The following is a 14271-nucleotide window of genomic DNA, read 5'->3' on the forward strand; positions in this document are numbered from 1 at the left end:
ACGAAGGGGAAACCAATGGCAAACGAACCAGACGCGGACTTCATCGTCATCGGTGCCGGTTCAGCCGGCTGCGTCATGGCCGCTCGTCTCAGTGAGGACCCAAACGTCAAGGTCGTCCTGCTGGAAGCCGGCGGCGCCGACAGCAATCCGTGGATTCACATCCCGTTGGGCTTTGGCAAGAACTTCGCCAACGCAGCGGTGAACTGGTGCTACGAAACCGAGGCGGACCCCAGCATCGGCGGCCGGAAAATCTTCTGGCCGCGCGGAAAAGTGCTGGGTGGATCAAGCTCCATCAACGGTATGGTCTACATCCGCGGTCAGAAGGAAGACTTCGACCATTGGCGTCAACTCGGCAACGCCGGCTGGTCGTACGACGACTGCCTGCCATATTTCAAACGCGCCGAACACCAGACCTGCGGCCGCGACGACTACCATGGCACCGACGGCCCCTTGTGCGTCTCCGACGTCGCCCGCAACGATCCGATCTCCGAGGCCTTCGTCAACGCCGCCGTCGCCTGCGGCATCCCTCGCAACGACGACTTCAACGGCGCCGTCCAGGATGGCGTCGGCTACCACCAGACCACCACGCGCAACGGCCGCCGCTGCTCCACCGCCGTCGGGTATCTGCGCCCGGCGATGAAACGCCCCAACCTGCGCGTGATCACACGAGCACTCTCCGAACGCATCCTGTTCGACGGCAAGCGCGCCACCGGAGTCGCCTTCCGCCACAACGGCGTCCCCACCACGATACGCGCGACGCGGGAGGTCATCCTGTGCGGCGGCGCCATCAACTCGCCGCAACTGCTGATGCTGTCTGGCATTGGCCCCGCCGACCATCTGACGGACCTCGGCATCCCGGTGGTGCATCATCTGCAAGGCGTGGGACAAAGCCTGCAGGACCACTACTCCGCGCCGATCAAGCTGCGCGCGCGCCTTCCCGTCACGCTGAACGACATCGTCAACAGCAACGTCGGCAAAGTGAAGGCCGGTCTGCAATATGCGATGTTCCGCACCGGCGCCCTGACCATGGGCGTCTCGCCCGCCGCGATGTTCATCCGCACCCGGCCGGAGCTGGCATCGCCCGACGTCAAATGCTCCATCTCGCCGTTCAGCGCCGACCGGCCTCAGGACGGCCTGCACAAATGGTCGGGCTTCACCCTGATCGCCTACCAGCTTCGCCCCGACAGCCGCGGCGAGATCAAGCTGAAGACCGCCAACCCTGCCGACCCGCCGGCGATGATCCCCAACTACCTGACGGCCGAGACCGACCAGCGCGCCATCGTCGCCGGCCTGCAAGCTTGCCGCCGCGTGCTGGCCGACCCCGGCATGCAGCACTTCATCGAATCCGAATACCTGCCCGGCCCCGACGTCCAGACCGATGAGCAGATGCTGGACCACGCCCGCCGCACGGGCGGAACGGTGTTCCACCCGACCAGCACCTGCAAGATGGGCACCGACCCCATGGCGGTCGTCGATGCGGAACTTCGCGTGCATGGGCTGAGCGGTTTGCGCGTCGTGGATGCCTCGATCATGCCCACCGTGGCATCGGGCAACACCAATGCACCCACCATCATGATCGCCGAGAGAGCCGCCGACATGATCCGCGATACCCTGGCCCTGGCCGCCTAGTGGAGCGGTTTGGGCGGAGATTTCGCAATCCGCACGCGCTGCCGAGAGCAGATAAGCCATGTCCCACAGCATATCGACCTTGCTGACCCGCAATCTTCACGACGTTTTCGGTGAAAATGACCCCGAGCGTCGGCGCGCGGCCATCGACGAGATTTTTACCGAAGATTGCGTGTTCTACCAGCCTGGGGGCGTCTGCCGCGGCCGCAACGAGATCGATCGCGTCGCGGGCGCGATCAAGGCCACTCACCCTGACTTTCAATATCAGCCGATCGCCGAACCCGAAGAACTCGGCAATGGCGGACGGCTCCAATGGGTATCGAGCCGTCCTGGTGAGGCGCCAGCTTACGCCGCGACTGATTTCATCATTGTCCAGGACGGCCGGATTGCTGCCCTTTATCTGTTTTTCGACAAGCTACCCTGAGGCGGACTCTGTAACGCGACATCCCGTGCGCAGGATTGGCAACTGCCACATCAACCAATTGGCCGCGGTGGTTCTTGGTCGTTCGGGTAGGTCATTTGGGTCCAGCAGGCGGGTCCGGCTGGACCCAGGACGGGCCTCAATCAGCCGGCCGGTGGCTTGCCGGTGTTAACCGCCAGTTGAGCGTCGAAAGCCCGCTTGTAGGCGGCCCGCGCCTCGCCACGGGCGACATAGGCGGCCAGGTTCGGAAACTCGCCCAGAATGCCCGATAATCTCAACCTGAGCAGCACCGACACCATCATCAGATCGCCCGCGCTGAACGCACCATCCAGCCAATCGGCGTGGCCCAGCCGACCGGAAAGCTGGTCCAGCCGGTCGCGGATGCGATCCTCGACCAGGGGCAGGCGTTCCTGACTCCAGGGCTTATCGCCCTCCGTGATCCTGGCAGTTACGAGTTCAAGGATCGGCGGTTCCACCGTGTTGAGCGCGGCAAACATCCATGTGATCGCGCGCGCCCGGGCATTGGCGTCGTCCGGCAGCAGGCCCGCATGGCGTTCGGCGATATGGAACACGATCGCCCCTGTCTCGAACAAAGCGAGATCGCCTTCCTCATAGGTCGGAATCTGGCCGAAAGGATGCAGCGCCCGATGCGCGGGCTCCTTCATCGCACGAAACGAAACAAGGCGAACCTCGTAAGGTTGGCCCACTTCTTCAAGCGCCCAGCGAACGCGCGTATCACGCGCCAGTCCCTTGCCGCCATCGGGTGACCGTTCAAAGGCGGTAATGGTGATGGTCATCGTGAGGCTCCTCCCTGGCCAAAATCATCGACCGCGAGGCTGGCAGGCTGTCAAGGCAAACCCGCCGGGATTGAGGACGACCCCGTTCCATGTCCGATTTGTCCATCGTTGACAGTCGCATCGCGTGACAACTAGCTTCAGGTCATGAGCAGCCTTCATCTCCCCACCGCCAACCGACGCCGTCGCCGTGATTCCGCGGCGGGGTTCGTAGCTGCGTGGGGAAAGGCTTCCTTGAGGGTGTGGATCGTTCCCTGAGGCGATCGACCCTCTCCAGCCCCGGCCCATGCTTCGAACCCCCGCTGCCCCCTCGGCTTCGGGGTTTTTCTTTGTCCTTTCTCAGGATACGATCATGCGAAATCAGCCTTCACAACATCCCCTGACAGACGCGATCCGGACGGGGTTGCGCCGTGCCACGCCGGCGGATGCGACCGCCGTCCGCGATCTTACCCGCGCGGCCTATGCCCAATGGGTCCCGGTCCTCGGCCGCGAGGCGAAGCCGATGACCGCCGATTATGACGCGGCCGTCCGCGACCATGTCGTGGACATGCTGTATCTGGACGGGGAACCAGCGGCCCTGATCGAAATGTGCCCCGAGGCCGACCACCTGCTGATCGTGAACATCGCGGTATCGCCCACCTGGCAGGGCCGCGGGTATGGCCGAGCCCTTCTGGTACATGCGGAGGAACTCGCCCGTTCGTTCGGATTTGGCGAACTGCGCCTCTACACCAGCGCCCGGTTGACCGGCAACGTGAAGCTCTATGAGCGGGTGGGCTACGAGGTGGACCGGGAGGAAGAGGCGTCTCCGCACTTCGGCGTCTTCGTTTACATGAGCAAACGTCTTCGCTGACCGATTTGTCGTTTGTGGTGGGGGGCGGAATCGGACATCCGCTCCCGCCATGAAGCCTTCGCGGCCAGCAACAATTCCCTTTCCACCCCAGATAACTCTGTGATACGGAGCTATCTGGGGTGGAAAGGGACTGCCATGACCGTCGACCGGGAAGCCGCCGCATCGTCGCTCGCCGCCATCGAACACGTCGAACGCCGCACCGCGCGAGCGGTCTTCTACGGCATCGCCAGTGCGTTCATGATCCTGTGGGGCGTGATCACGGCGGCCGGCTATTGTTTCACCCAGGCCTACCCCGCCCGAGCGGCGGCCACATGGCCGATTTTGAACGCCCTCGGCCTCATCGCGACGGTGGCGATGACGGCTCGCAACAGCAACGGCCTGATGGTTACGTCGCGGCGATTGAGCTGGCGGCTGGTTTACGCGCAACTCGCCCTGATCGGGTTCGGCATAGCGGTCGTCACGGTCCTCGGCCCGTTCAGGGGCCGTCAACTCGACGCGTTCTGGCCGCTGCTGTTCATGCTCGGCTACGTCCTTACCGGCATCTGGATCGGCCGGTTCTTCGTGCTGTGCGGACTCGTTGTCGCCCTGCTGATCGTGGTCGGCTTCTGGTGGGCCGGCCCGTGGTTCCAGCTTTGGATGGCGGTGGTGGACGGCGGCGCGCTGATCCTGGGCGGCCTGTGGCTTCGTCGGCAGGGGGCCGCGCTGTGACCGACGGCAATCCGATCATCCACCAGGCCACACGCCTGCGGATCATGGCCGCGCTGAACAAGCTGGGTCCGGATGCGGCGCTCGACTTCACCCGGCTGAAAGTCATTCTCGAAACGACCGACGGAAACCTGGGCACCCATCTCGATGCGCTGGAAAAGGCCGGCTACATCGCCGTGGACAAATCGTTCGAGGGCCGCAAACCCAAGACCCGGGTCAAGGCCACCGCCGCCGGACGCCGAGCGTTCGCCGAACACGTGGCTTATTTGCGCGAAATCATCGACGTTGGAGACTGATCATGCAACGATTTCTCGTGGCCATCGGGTTGTTGTGCCTGCTGGGTTGCCACGCCGCCGGCGCCGCCGGCTTTCAATGGGCAGCGGCACCCGACACGGATGGCCCGCCGTTGCAGATCGCAATCTGGTACCCCAGCGGCAGCACAACGACGCGGACCACGATTGGCCCGTTCGACATGGGTGTCGCGATGAACGGCACCCTATCCGCCGGCCGGCATCCGATGATCGTCATGTCGCACGGCACCGGCGGCATGGCGCTGAACTCCTTCGATACGGCGGAAGCACTCGCCGACGCCGGCTTTGTCGTCGTCGCGATCACCCATACCGGCGACAACAGCCGAGACCATAGCGTATCATTCACCCGCCGCAACTTCGTCGACCGGCCGCGCCACGTCACCCGGACGATCGATTTCATGCTGCGCACCTGGTCCGGGCGCGGATCGATCGATCAGGGCCGCATCGGCATCTTCGGTCATTCCGCGGGCGGGGCGACGGCCCTGATCGCCATCGGCGGAGTCGCCGATACCAGTCGTGTCATGACGTTCTGCCAGACGAAGCCCGACGATTGGGGATGCCGGCACATCGCGCAACGTTCCCCCGTGACGGCGGAAACCATTTCGGCGCCGATCTCCGGCCTGGACACGCGGATCAAGGCTGCCGTGGTCGCCGCCCCTGCCCTCGCCGTTGCGTTCCAACCGGACGGCCTGACCGGGATCAAGGTCCCGGTGCAGCTTTGGGTCGGCGCCGAGGACGATATCGTCCGCGACGCCGCCCTGATCCGCCCGCTGCTGCCGTCACCGCCGAATTATCATCTGGTTCCGCATGCCGGCCACTTCGCCTACCTGGCGCCGTGCGACGCGGCCATGCGGGAAAGCGCCCCGGAGATCTGCGGCGATCCCGAAGACTTCGAACGAACCGGTTTCCTGCGGGACTTCCAACGATCGGTGATCGCGTTCTACCAGCAGAATCTGAAGTGATCCGCGATGGGGCGCGACCGGATCGCGCCCCGTTCGAATATCAGTGCGAGATCTTCTCCAATTCCAGATTGCTGGTGTTCGGTCCGAAGATGCCGATCGACAGCACCACCATCAACATGGCGAATGCGATCAGTCCGAACACGCCCGTCGTGCCGTTGAAGTTGTCGAAGAAGAACCCGATGATCAGCGCGGCAAAGACCGTGCTGATGCGGCTGAAGGAATACGTGAACCCAACCGCTCGGGCACGAACACGGGTCGGGAACAGTTCCGACTGATAGCCGTGGAACGAATAGGACAGGATGTTGTTCGACAGCGTGATCAGCACGCCAAACACGATCAGCATGTTTATGTCCGTCTGCCGCGAGAACAGAACGCCGAACACCCCGATGCCAATGGCGGCACCGACGAGCTGCCATTTCCGCTCCGTCTTGTCCGCGAACAGCCACGCCAGCATGGGTCCGAACGGGTTGGCGCAGGCGATGATGAAGCCGTACAGCAGGCTGCCGCTCAGGTTGATGCCCACCTGCTTGGCGATCAGCGCCGGCACAAAGGCGGCAAAACCATAGAAGCCGAACGTCTGGAAGAACTGGAACACCATCAGCATGATGGTCCGGCTGCGATACGGTGCCTGCCAGATTTCGCCGAACGATCCGCGCGCGGACAGATCCTCCACGTCATGTGACGCGGGTTGCGGCAACGCCGCCCCGCCACGATCGGCCAATACCCGGGTCTCGATCTGGGCGGTGACCACCTCGGCCTCGGCCAGCCGCCCATGGGTCAGCAGCCAGCGCGGGCTTTCCGGAATGGCACGGCGCAAGAACCAAACGAACAACGCGCCGATGGCGCCGATGGCGACGACCCAGCGCCAGCCTTCCCAGCCCAGCGGCGATGTGGGAACCAGCTTGTAGGCGATGAAGGCCACGACCGGCACCACAGTGAACTGCACGCACTGATTCAGCGCGAACGCTCGGCCACGGATGCTGGCGGGAACCAGTTCGGCGACGTAAGTATCGATCGTGACGAGTTCCACGCCGATCCCGATACCGGCGATCATGCGCCAAAAGCAGACGCCCCAACCGGTGTCCTGGAACGCCATGATCAGGGTCGCGGCACAGTAGAACAGCATGGAGCAGGTGAAGATCAGCCGGCGGCCAAACCTGTCTGCGACGAAGCCCAGGACGAACGTGCCGATGAACAGCCCGAGGAACGTCGCCGAAACGAAGACCGACGGACCCTTGAACACCCAGAACCCAAGGTCTTTCAAGAGTCCGGCCTTGGCCAGGCCGGGAATGACATAGGCCGTCATAAACAGGTCGTAGAATTCGAAACAACCGCCCAAGGACAGTAGCACGACCATGACCCAGATGTGGCGCGTGGCCGGCAGGCGGTCGAGGCGGGCCAGGATGGCGGATGCGATTTGCCGGTCGCCGCCCAACGACGCCGAACCTGTAGTCGATGACATATTTTCCTCCGCGGGCACGTCCCGCTTTTCCATTCGAGTTCAGCGGTTCTGCCGCGTCTGCCACACGAGCCGGCGGTTCGCCAGAGTGTGCGGCAATAGCCTGAAACAGACCAAGGGGGAAACTGTCAACCTACGATCGCGGCCGTCAACACGTTCCGGCAGCCGCTGGTCCCCCCTGACGACACCGTTGGTTATGGCGATACGGGATCGTCCAACTCTGCCCAGGACGTCAGTTTCCGATCACCATCGACCCCGCCCCCCAACCCGCGCTAAGACCCCGCCCATGAACCCGTCCGACCTCTACGCCCGTCTCCGCGAGACCGTCCTCGCCGCGCTGACCCACATCATCCCCGATCTCCCGGCGGACATCGCCGCGCGCGTCGAGGTCACCCCAACTCGGGACCCGGCCCACGGCGACATGGCCACCAACGCGGCCATGGTCTCGGCCAAGGCTGCGCGCCAGCCGCCCGCGAAGATCGCCGCCGCGCTGGTCCAGCGCCTCAATGCCGGGGCCGAGATCGCGACCGCCGAAGCTGCCGGCCCCGGCTTCGTCAATCTCCGCCTGCGTCCCGATGCCTTCCGCGCGCTCCTCCCCATCATCCTGACCCAAGGCGAAGCCTACGGCGATGCCACCACCGGTGCGGGTATCAAGATCAACGTCGAGTATGTCTCCGCCAACCCTACCGGACCCATGCATATCGGCCATTGCCGGGGCGCGGTCGTCGGCGATGCCTTGGCGAACCTGCTGTCCAAGGCCGGATATGCCGTCACCAAGGAGTACTACATCAACGACGCCGGGGCACAGGTCACCGCCCTCGCCTGGGCGGCCTACTGGCGCTACCTCCAAGCCACCGGCACAAAGATGACTGAGGAAGCATTCGCCTCCGAGGTCCCTGGCGGCCTGCAATACAAGGGTGAATACTTGGTCGAAGTCGGCAATGCCCTCGCCGCTCGCTTTCAGGCTTCCCTGGCCACCCCGGACCTGGGCATCGCATCACCAGAGCTGTGGCTCGACACGGTAAAAGGCTTCACCATCGATGCGATGATGACCGAAATCCGCGAGGACCTTCGCCGTCTCGGCGTCGAGCAGGACATTTACAGCTCCGAACGGAAACTGGTCGCCACCGGCGCCGCCGACAAGATCATCGACCAATTGCGGGCCGACGGCCTGATCTACGAAGGCGTGCTGGAACCACCCAAGGGCAAGACGCCCGAAGACTGGGAACCACGCCCGCAAACCTTGTTCCGCTCGACGCAGTTCGGCGACGACGTCGACCGGCCGCTGCGGAAATCCGACGGCAGCAACACATACTTCGCCAACGACATCGCCTACCACGCCGACAAGATCAGCCGCGGCTACGACGTCCTGATCGACATCCTCGGCGCCGACCACGGTGGCTACGTTCCGCGCATGAAGGCCGCGGTCAAAGCGCTATCGGCCGGCAAAACGGAATTCGGCGCCGTCCTGTGCCAGATCGTCCACATCATGAAGGGCGGCCAGCCCGTTCGCATGTCCAAGCGCGCCGGCACCTACGTCACGCTACGCGACCTGCTGGATGAAGTCGGCAAGGACGCCGTCCGTTTCACCATGCTGACCCGTAATTCAGACGCACAGATGGAGTTCGACCTCGACAAGGTCCTCGCCACGACCCGCGAGAACCCTGTTTTCTACGTTCAGTACGCCCATGCCCGTTGCCGCTCGGTTCTCCGCGCCGCGGCCGAGATGTTCCCCGGCAAGGCCCTCGACGAGACCAACCTGGCCGCTATCCCGACCGACAGCCTGAACGGCGACCCGGAGCTGACCCTGATCCGTCGTCTCGCCTTGTGGCCGCGCACGGTCGAGGCCGCCGCACAGGCGCGTGAACCGCATAGAATTGCATTTTTTCTCTATGACTTGGCGGCCGACTTTCATATGCTGTGGAACCGAGGCAAGGACGATACGACGCTCCGATTCCTCCAGTCGGACCAGCCGGCCGAGACGCTTGCGCGCCTCGCTCTGGTCGCGGCAACGGCCGTCGTCATCCGTTCGGGTCTCGTGGTGATGGGCGTCGCGCCTGTCGAGGAAATGCGCTGACAGCCGGCAACGCCCGCCGGCCAAGGCCAAGCGGGAAAGAGCAGCAACGTGTCGGACGATCTAAGCATCCCGAATCCCGACTACCGGGGCAACCGAGCCGGCCGCTACGGCACGGGTCAGACCAGACAGCGGTCCGGCATGGACCCGGATACCCGTCGCCTGATGATGTTCGCCGGTGGTGTGGGCGCCGTGCTGGTGGTGTTGATCGGCCTTTCGGCCGTGATCGGGCATCACAGTGAAGGCGTCCCGGTGATCACCGCGGATACCAACCCGGTTCGGATCAAGCCGGCCAATCCCGGCGGCCTGAAGATCGACGGAGCCGAGAACGACGTCTTCTCCGGCGGATCCGACATGGCCAACGCCAAGCTGGCCGCGACGTCGGAAAGCCCGGACACCAGGGCCTTGCGCAGCGCCGCCGCCTTGCCAGCGCCGCCGGCCGCGCGCCCTGCCGCGGCTACGCCATCTCCCGCAACCAAGCCGACCACGGTTGCCACCGCCGAACCCGCCGCCAAGCCGGCCGCCACCATTCCAGCCGCGCCGGTCGCCAAACCGCGCGTAGCCGCCGTCGAGTCCCATCCGCCGGTGACCGGCCATCAGGCGATGGTGCAGCTTGCCGCCCTGTCCTCGGAGGAAGCCGCCCGTAATGAGTGGAAGGAACTGGCGAAGCGGTTCCCCGGCCTGATGAACGGCAAACAGCCGATCTTCTCGCACGCCGAACGCGATGGCCACACCTTCTGGCGCCTGCGCACCTCCGGATTCGCCGATGTCGCCCAGGCCCGGACCTTCTGCGACCAGGTGCGCCAGAAAGGCGGTGGCTGTTCGGTCGCCGATTTCTAGACGCTTTTCGCGCCGAGCGGGCTGTGGGAATGGCACATCGCTGCTCTACCGTGATGGGCACATGATCGCGCCTCCGTCCCGGTCATCTTCGCGTCGACTGACGAAGCGCGGATGGCCGGAATGCTGTCGATCGCACCCATGACCCCACCGTCCCCACGCGCCGCCATCGTCGGCATCGCCAAACCAACACTGTCGGCTGATGAAGCCGAACTGTTCCACGCCTTCCCGCCCGCCGGTGTCATCCTGTTCGCCCGCAACATCCAGGATCCGGCGCAACTGGCCGCGCTTATCATCGAGCTGCGGCGGGTGCTGCCCCAGGACGCCGAGATCATGGTCGATCAGGAGGGTGGCCGCGTCGCACGCCTGAAGCCACCCCACTGGCATGCGCACCCGTCCGCCGCGATCCTTGGCGGGCTGTTCGAGACCAATCCGGCGGCAGGGCTGCGGGCCGCGTGGCTGACGGGGGCGCTGATCGGCCTCGACTGTCGCGTCGCCGGCTTTACCGTCGCCGCGACGCCCGTGCTGGATATCGCTATTCCGGGCGCCCACGCCGTTATCGGCGACCGGGCCTTCGCCCAGCATCCCGATGCCGTCGCTCGGTTGGGCAGAGCTGTGGCGAACGGATTGCTGGCGGCCGGCGTCCTTCCGGTGGGAAAGCATGCCCCCGGGCACGGCCGAGCGCGCGTGGACAGCCATCTGCATCTGCCGAAGGTGGACCGGACCGACTTGACCGCCGATATCCGGCCTTTCGCACTGAACGCGGACCTGCCATGGATGATGACGGCCCATATAGTCTATGACGTCCTCGACCCCCATCTTCCGGCAACCCTGTCGGCTACGGTCATCGAGACCGTCATCCGCGGACGGATCGGCTTTGAAGGAGTTTTGGTGACCGACGACCTGGCGATGAAAGCACTTTCCGGCCCCCCGGCGGACCTCGCGGTCCAGGCGCTGGCGGCTGGCTGCGATATCGCGCTTTACTGCAGCGGCGACTTTGCGCCCACACAGGCTGTGCTGCGCGCTTGCCCCACACTTACCCCAGCCGCCGAACAACGCCTGCGCGCCGGCCGGAACGCCGCCACGCATCGGCGGCTGACCCTGGACCCGGCGGTGCTCGCCGCCGAACGGCAACGGCTGCTGGCGTGAACCATTTCCTTTTCAATCTCGCACTGGCCGTCATTCCGGTGGTCCTGGCGATCACCTTGCACGAGGCGGCGCATGGCTACGCCGCCCTGGCCCTCGGCGACACCACGGCACGGGATGCCGGCCGCCTGTCGCTCAACCCGATCCGCCATATCGACCGGGTCGGCACCATAATCCTGCCCGGCTTCCTGTTGATCAGCCAGTTGCTGTTCCCGCCGCATAAGGTCTTCTTCATGTTCGGCTGGGCCAAGCCGGTGCCCGTGGGCGCGTGGAAGTTCAAGGACCCGCGGCGCGGCATGGCCCTGGTGGCGATCGCCGGGCCGGCGATGAACTTCTTCCTGGCGTGGCTGGCCGCCCTGGTCATCCCGATGGCCGATTTCCCCACCGGCACCCAGGCGGTGATCCAGCAGTTCCTGCTGTATTTCATGCTGTCCAACCTCGTCCTCGGCCTGTTCAACTTGCTGCCAATTCCGCCGCTGGACGGGGGCCGCATCGCGGTCGGGCTGCTGCCGCTGGAACTGGCGAAAATCTGGGCAAGACTGGAGAAACTTGGCATTCTGGTCGTCCTGCTGGTGATCTTCGTCCTGCCCAGGCTGATCGGGGTCGATCCGGTGGGGGACGCTCTGGGGCGGGTCCTGCCCTGGGCGTTCCGGACCCTGTTCTGGCTGGCCGGCCGCAACATCGATGGCGTCGATGGAAACTTCATCTGACCTGACCGTCCCCGAACAATCGTCGGACAACCTCGTTCTTCGTCTGGAGGGGTTCGAGGGCCCGATGGACCTGCTGCTCGACCTTGCCCGGTCGCAGAAAGTCGACCTGGCGAAAATCTCCATCCTGTCGCTGGTCGATCAATACCTGGCCGTCATCGAGGGTGCGAAGCGCGTTCGCCTGGAACTGGCGGCCGACTGGCTGGTGATGGCCGCCTGGCTGACCTGGCTGAAATCCCGCCTGCTGGTCCCCGCCGCCGCCGCCAACGACGACCTGGAAAGCGGCGAGATGGCAGCGGAGGCGCTCGCCGCACGGCTGCGGGAGATGAACGTCATCCGCACCCTAGCCGCTTGGCTCGCCGCCCGCCCGGTCCTCGGCCAGGACGTGTTTGCCCGCGGCGCGCCGGAGACCCACTACGAATACGACCGATCCCGCATCATCATTGAGGCCGGTCCGTTTGTTCGCGCCTACCTGGACGCGATCCGCCGCGGGACGAGGACCGCCCATTACACCCCCCGAGCGCTGACCTTGTGGACGGTTCAGGATGCGCTTCGCCGGCTGGCCGACCTGGTGGGAAGCCTGCCGGATTGGACCACGTTGGAGCAGTTCCTGCCTGACCACATGGACAGCCCGACCGAACGCCGTGCCGCCCTGTCCAGTACCCTGCTGGCAAGCCTTGAGATGGCCCGCAACGGTACGATTCGCCTGCGCCAGGAAGCAGCGTTCGCACCCATTCTGGTGCGCGGTGGCGGAGGTGATGTAGACCGGGGATCATGAACGACGACCCTGAACCGCCCCCCCCGACACCCGAAGCACAAGCGGTCCAATCCCCCGAGACCGAGACGCCCGTGCCGGAAGCAACAGACGCCGAAACGCCGGTAACCGAAACCCCGGCATCGGCTGCCGACCCGGTGTCCGAAGCGCCGGAGGCCACAACACCCGTGGCGGAAGTCCAGGCGGCCGACACCCCAACCCCGCCAAGGGAGCCGGACGAGGACTCCCTCCGTCTCGCCGAGGCCCTGGTCTTCGCCAGCGCCGAACCGGTGACCCCGCGCGGCCTGGCCCGGGTGCTGCCGGACGACATCGACGCCGACGCCGTGCTGGCCGCGCTGCGGGCTCGCTATGCCGGCCGGGGCGTGGAACTGGTCGATGCAGGCGCCGGCGTGATGTTCCGTTCGGCGCTGGACCTCGCGCCCCGCCTGCGGAAAGTGATCGAGTCGCCCCGCCGCCTGCCCCGCGTGGCGATGGAGACACTGGCGATCGTCGCCTACCACCAGCCGATGACGCGGCCCGAGATCGAGCACATCCGCGGCACCGCCTTGTCGCAGCAGACGCTGGACTCGTTGCTGGAACTGAACCTGATCGCACCGAAAGGCCGGCGGGAAACCCCGGGCCGGCCGACGTTATGGGGCACGACGCCGGAGTTCCTGGCCCATTTCGGCCTGAAGGATTTGCGCGAGTTGCCGCGGCGGGAGGATCTGCTGCTGGAAACGGCCCCGCCGAGGGCCACGCCCGAGGTTCTGCCGCCTGATCTACAGTCGCCGCCGGAGAGTGGGACGGCGTAGGCGCGGCGGCCGAGAGTACCGCCCCGGCCGGAAAACGCGGATCTGGCACGCGATCAGCGCGGGGCCGGCCGCGAATCTCTAAATGTTTTCAGAGTGCCTACTGTATTTACCTATGTATCTACGATAGCGATGATGGCGAATCCGCCACGGCCCCGTGAAAATTGGTCAGAATAGCTGGCGTATCTCCGGCGTATCCTGCTATGCTGCATTGCACCATCAGGGAAGAACGTCCTTCGCCCCATGTCCGGCATGCCGGCATTACCGAAGGAACGTGAACAATGAATTTATCCGACGATACATATCTTATCTCCGGCGACCGGCAGAAGATTGCCCCGGACATCGGCACAGCCCTATCCGCGATGCGCGCCGGATTGCATCGCCTGGGTGCCTTCTGGATCAAAAGACGCACACGCGCTCGGGAAATGCGGGAACTGTACCGTTTCAGCGAGCGCGACTTGGGGGATATCGGCCTGAGCCGTTCGGATGTCTGGTCAATCGAACGGGGCACCTTCAGCAGGGACTGATCGTCTCTGCAGCTTGTGTCCCGGTCCGGTGTAAGATGACGTCCAAACACTGGTCGCGCCAGGGCGTTGCGATTCTTTGCCATCATGGTCTGCATCGTCTGGGCCATGATGGCCCAGGATAATAATAGGAAAACCGGACTTTGTTCGTATCGCACATCTGACGGTCCGGTTCACCAATGAATAAAAAGGCGGACGGTCGCGCAAGAGGGGCGTGCGTATAAGCAAAGTCGGCGAGGACGACGACCCGCCGTCCGGCCTTGTCGCATAAATCGACGTGCCAATCAGCCGG

Annotated in this window: 15 protein-coding genes; 13 read left to right on the forward strand and 2 right to left on the reverse strand. The window is 64.8% G+C overall.

The genetic code is table 11. The annotated features are described in order from the left end of the window. The first annotated feature begins 15 nt into the window (after positions 1–15). Complete coding sequence (locus tag GSQ89_RS25500) at positions 16–1629, forward strand: GMC family oxidoreductase (RefSeq protein WP_158930546.1); 1614 nt, start codon at positions 16–18, stop codon at positions 1627–1629. Positions 1630–1687: 58 nt separating this feature from the next. After that, entirely contained in the window at positions 1688–2050 is a 363-nt protein-coding gene (locus GSQ89_RS25505; RefSeq protein WP_158930548.1) for a nuclear transport factor 2 family protein, read from the forward strand. Between the two features lie 140 nt (positions 2051–2190). Here GSQ89_RS25505 and GSQ89_RS25510 read toward each other — a convergent pair whose 3' ends face one another. After that, complete coding sequence (locus GSQ89_RS25510; protein ID WP_158930550.1) at positions 2191–2844, reverse strand: glutathione S-transferase family protein; 654 nt, start codon at positions 2842–2844, stop codon at positions 2191–2193. A 349-nt stretch (positions 2845–3193) separates the two neighbouring features. Between GSQ89_RS25510 and GSQ89_RS25515 the strand changes: the two genes are divergently transcribed. The 4 genes from GSQ89_RS25515 to GSQ89_RS25530 all read left to right on the forward strand — a co-directional run bounded on the left by GSQ89_RS25515 (position 3194) and on the right by GSQ89_RS25530 (position 5669). Continuing rightward, on the forward strand, positions 3194–3691 hold the full coding sequence (locus tag GSQ89_RS25515) for a GNAT family N-acetyltransferase (protein WP_158930552.1): 498 nt from the start codon (positions 3194–3196) through the stop codon (positions 3689–3691). Positions 3692–3826: 135 nt separating this feature from the next. After that, entirely contained in the window at positions 3827–4399 is a 573-nt protein-coding gene (locus tag GSQ89_RS25520; RefSeq protein WP_158930554.1) for a hypothetical protein, read from the forward strand. After that, complete coding sequence (locus GSQ89_RS25525) at positions 4396–4692, forward strand: transcriptional regulator (RefSeq protein WP_174254926.1); 297 nt, start codon at positions 4396–4398, stop codon at positions 4690–4692. The genes GSQ89_RS25520 and GSQ89_RS25525 overlap by 4 nt, the downstream gene beginning before the upstream one ends. A 2-nt stretch (positions 4693–4694) precedes the next feature. Next, positions 4695–5669: a dienelactone hydrolase family protein gene (locus GSQ89_RS25530; RefSeq protein WP_158930556.1), complete on the forward strand. Its 975-nt coding sequence runs from the start codon at positions 4695–4697 to the stop codon at positions 5667–5669. A 40-nt stretch (positions 5670–5709) separates the two neighbouring features. On the opposite strand, the gene GSQ89_RS25535 is transcribed toward GSQ89_RS25530, so the two are convergent. Then, positions 5710–7131: an MFS transporter gene (locus GSQ89_RS25535; RefSeq protein ID WP_158930558.1), complete on the reverse strand. Its 1422-nt coding sequence runs from the start codon at positions 7129–7131 to the stop codon at positions 5710–5712. A gap of 283 nt (positions 7132–7414) precedes the next feature. Here GSQ89_RS25535 and argS point away from each other — a divergent pair, with 283 nt between their 5' ends. The 7 genes from argS to GSQ89_RS25570 all read left to right on the forward strand — a co-directional run bounded on the left by argS (position 7415) and on the right by GSQ89_RS25570 (position 13982). After that, a complete protein-coding gene (gene argS, locus GSQ89_RS25540) occupies positions 7415–9205 on the forward strand; it encodes an arginine--tRNA ligase (protein ID WP_158930560.1) in 1791 nt (596 codons plus the stop codon). Positions 9206–9253: 48 nt separating this feature from the next. Further along, positions 9254–10042, forward strand: a complete 789-nt coding sequence (locus GSQ89_RS39905; protein WP_158930562.1) for an SPOR domain-containing protein — start codon at positions 9254–9256, stop codon at positions 10040–10042. 120 nt (positions 10043–10162) lie between these two features. Next, complete coding sequence (gene nagZ, locus GSQ89_RS25550) at positions 10163–11188, forward strand: beta-N-acetylhexosaminidase (protein ID WP_254073367.1); 1026 nt, start codon at positions 10163–10165, stop codon at positions 11186–11188. After that, complete coding sequence (locus tag GSQ89_RS25555) at positions 11185–11895, forward strand: site-2 protease family protein (RefSeq protein WP_158930564.1); 711 nt, start codon at positions 11185–11187, stop codon at positions 11893–11895. The genes nagZ and GSQ89_RS25555 overlap by 4 nt, the downstream gene beginning before the upstream one ends. Then, positions 11879–12670 (forward strand): ScpA family protein, encoded by a 792-nt coding sequence (locus GSQ89_RS25560; RefSeq protein WP_158930566.1) that lies wholly within the window; start codon positions 11879–11881, stop codon positions 12668–12670. Before GSQ89_RS25555 ends, GSQ89_RS25560 begins: the two co-directional genes overlap by 17 nt. After that, positions 12667–13458 (forward strand): SMC-Scp complex subunit ScpB, encoded by a 792-nt coding sequence (gene scpB / locus GSQ89_RS25565; protein ID WP_158930568.1) that lies wholly within the window; start codon positions 12667–12669, stop codon positions 13456–13458. The genes GSQ89_RS25560 and scpB overlap by 4 nt, the downstream gene beginning before the upstream one ends. A gap of 278 nt (positions 13459–13736) precedes the next feature. After that, a complete protein-coding gene (locus tag GSQ89_RS25570) occupies positions 13737–13982 on the forward strand; it encodes a DUF1127 domain-containing protein (protein ID WP_158930570.1) in 246 nt (81 codons plus the stop codon). The last annotated feature ends 289 nt before the right edge of the window (positions 13983–14271 follow it).

It is taken from the genome of Acidisphaera sp. S103, from assembly GCF_009765975.1.
In the GTDB taxonomy this organism is placed as follows: Bacteria; Pseudomonadota; Alphaproteobacteria; order Acetobacterales; family Acetobacteraceae; genus Rhodopila.

What these genes read in the sequence shown, in the direction of transcription:
- GSQ89_RS25505 (WP_158930548.1), top strand. Translation starts at nt 1,688, where the DNA reads ATGTCCCACAGCATATCGACCTTGCTGACCCGCAATCTTCACGACGTT.
- GSQ89_RS25520 (WP_158930554.1), top strand. Translation starts at nt 3,827, where the DNA reads ATGACCGTCGACCGGGAAGCCGCCGCATCGTCGCTCGCCGCCATCGAA.
- nagZ (WP_254073367.1), top strand. Translation starts at nt 10,163, where the DNA reads ATGCTGTCGATCGCACCCATGACCCCACCGTCCCCACGCGCCGCCATC.
- GSQ89_RS25515 (WP_158930552.1), top strand. Translation starts at nt 3,194, where the DNA reads ATGCGAAATCAGCCTTCACAACATCCCCTGACAGACGCGATCCGGACG.
- argS (WP_158930560.1), top strand. Translation starts at nt 7,415, where the DNA reads ATGAACCCGTCCGACCTCTACGCCCGTCTCCGCGAGACCGTCCTCGCC.
- GSQ89_RS25535 (WP_158930558.1), bottom strand. Translation starts at nt 7,131, where the DNA reads ATGTCATCGACTACAGGTTCGGCGTCGTTGGGCGGCGACCGGCAAATC.
- GSQ89_RS25530 (WP_158930556.1), top strand. Translation starts at nt 4,695, where the DNA reads ATGCAACGATTTCTCGTGGCCATCGGGTTGTTGTGCCTGCTGGGTTGC.
- GSQ89_RS25510 (WP_158930550.1), bottom strand. Translation starts at nt 2,844, where the DNA reads ATGACCATCACCATTACCGCCTTTGAACGGTCACCCGATGGCGGCAAG.
- GSQ89_RS25570 (WP_158930570.1), top strand. Translation starts at nt 13,737, where the DNA reads ATGAATTTATCCGACGATACATATCTTATCTCCGGCGACCGGCAGAAG.
- GSQ89_RS25560 (WP_158930566.1), top strand. Translation starts at nt 11,879, where the DNA reads ATGGAAACTTCATCTGACCTGACCGTCCCCGAACAATCGTCGGACAAC.
- GSQ89_RS25500 (WP_158930546.1), top strand. Translation starts at nt 16, where the DNA reads ATGGCAAACGAACCAGACGCGGACTTCATCGTCATCGGTGCCGGTTCA.
- scpB (WP_158930568.1), top strand. Translation starts at nt 12,667, where the DNA reads ATGAACGACGACCCTGAACCGCCCCCCCCGACACCCGAAGCACAAGCG.